Annotated in this window: 2 protein-coding genes; both read right to left on the reverse strand. The window is 66.8% G+C overall.

Annotated features, from left to right (window positions below):
- Positions 1–1,209: an MFS transporter gene (locus ACH4OA_RS34570; protein ID WP_397949747.1), complete on the reverse strand. Its 1,209-nt coding sequence runs from the start codon at positions 1,207–1,209 to the stop codon at positions 1–3.
- A gap of 193 nt (positions 1,210–1,402) precedes the next feature.
- A complete protein-coding gene (locus ACH4OA_RS34575; protein ID WP_365877984.1) occupies positions 1,403–1,618 on the reverse strand; it encodes a helix-turn-helix transcriptional regulator in 216 nt (71 codons plus the stop codon).
- Between the last annotated feature and the right edge of the window lie 322 nt (positions 1,619–1,940).

Here is a 1,940-nt window from a genome sequence, read left to right on the forward strand (position 1 = left end):
TCAGCTGCGTGGTGGTGCGGGTGTGGTGGTGGGTGCGGGTGTGGTGGTGGGGGTGGTGGTGGTGTTGTGGCGGGTGATGAGGGTGCGGGCGGTTTCGGCGGTGATGAGGCCGAGGGCGATGAAGAGGGCGCCTACGAGGCCGAGGTTGTGTGCGCCGAAGAGGCTGATGCCTGCTGCGCCGGTGCCGCCGGAGGCGGAGACGCCGAGGTAGAGGGCGGCGGCGTTGAGGGCGATGCTGAGGGGTGCGCCGGCGGGGTTGATCTGGATGAGGCGGTGTTGCTGGGGGACGAGGACGCCCCAGCCGCACAGGCCCCAGATGATGAGGGCGATGGCTGCGGTGACGGGGTGGCGGCTGGTGAGGGGGAGGAGGACGAAGTCGGCCGCGGCGATGATGATGGCGCTGTTGATGACGATGCGGCCGCCGAGTTTGTCGGTGAGTGAGCCGCCGCCGAGGTTGCCGAGGGTGGCGGCGATGCCCCAGATGAAGAGGAGGATGGCGAGGGTGGTGCCGTTGCCGTCGGTGGCGCGGTCGAAGGAGACGGCGATGTAGGTGTAGACGGTGTAGAGGCCCATGAGGACGAGGACGGTGGTGAGGAGGGTGAACAGGATGCGGCTGTCGCGCAGGGGGCGTAGTCGCTGGCTGAGTTTGACGGGGGGCAGGGAGGGGACGGCGGGGAGCATGGCGGCGACGCCGATGGCGGCGAGTACGGCGAGGGCGGCGACGAACCACATGGTGGTGCGCCAGTCGGACTGGCTGCCGATGACGGTGCCGATGGGGGCGCCGAGGGCGGTGGCGCCGCTGAGGCCGGCCATGACGATGGCGAGGGCTTTGCCGCGCTTTTCCGGTGGGGCGAGGGTGGAGGCGGTGACGCTGGCGGTGGGGGTGAACATGGCGGCGCCGAGTCCGGCGATGACGCGGGAGAGGACGACGAGGGTGAAGGTGGGCAGGAGGGCGGTGAGGATGTTGCCGAGGGCGAGGACGAGGAGGCCGGTGAGGAGGAGGCGTTTGCGGGGCCAGTGGGCGGTGGTGGCCGCCATGACGGGGGAGAGTAGTGCGTAGGAGAGTGCGAAGACGGTGACGAGTTGTCCGGCGGCGCTCGTGCTGACATGGAGGTCGCTGGCGACATTGGGCAGGATTCCTGCCACGACGAAGCTGTCGGTTCCGATGGCGAATGTTCCGAGAGCTAATACCAGGAGGCGGCTGTACATGCCTTGACTCCACTTCGAATACCAACAGTTCGATGACTTTCATACTATGGCGGGTGGGGTCGGGGGGTGTCAAGGCAGGGCTGTGGCCTGGGGGGATGCCGGGAGCCCCGCCCCCGGTGGCCGGGTGGGGCCGGGGCGGGGCTCAGCACGGGGTGGGGTGTGAGGGGGGTGGGAGCGGGACAGGCTTGTTCCGCTAGCCGGCGGCGAGTCCCCCGTCCGACTGGCGGTGGGAAAGCGATACCAGGCCGACCTGGAGCCGGGATTCCAGTCCGAGTTTTTCCATGATCCGGGCGACGTGGGCCTTGACGGTCCGTTCGGTCACCCGCATACAGGAGGAGATGGCCCGGTTGGAAAGGCCGGAGCCGAGGAGGTAGAACACCTCGGACTCGCGGGAGGAAAGAAGGCTCACCCTCTCAAGGGAATCCGACCAGTCGGGATCGGTGTCCCGGCCGGTGGGGAAACGATAGGAGACACCCCGTGCCACAGGCCGGTCCGCGGTTTCACGGGAGGCAATTCCCGGACGTCGATTTCGGAGATTCACAGAGTCCATCAACGGATCCTTAAACCAACCTCGATGACCGTTCAGCCGTGATACTACTCCGGTGACTCGCGGCGTACTCAAGATCGGAATTCGTTCCGCCGACCGGAACCCTCCCGTCTATTTAAAGGAACAAACCAGACATTTAACATCTACACCAATGAAGCATCGACGCGTTTCGAACCGTCGGCCC

This window comes from Streptomyces sp. NPDC017095 (genome assembly GCF_044332325.1).
Lineage (GTDB): Bacteria > Actinomycetota > Actinomycetes > Streptomycetales > Streptomycetaceae > Streptomyces.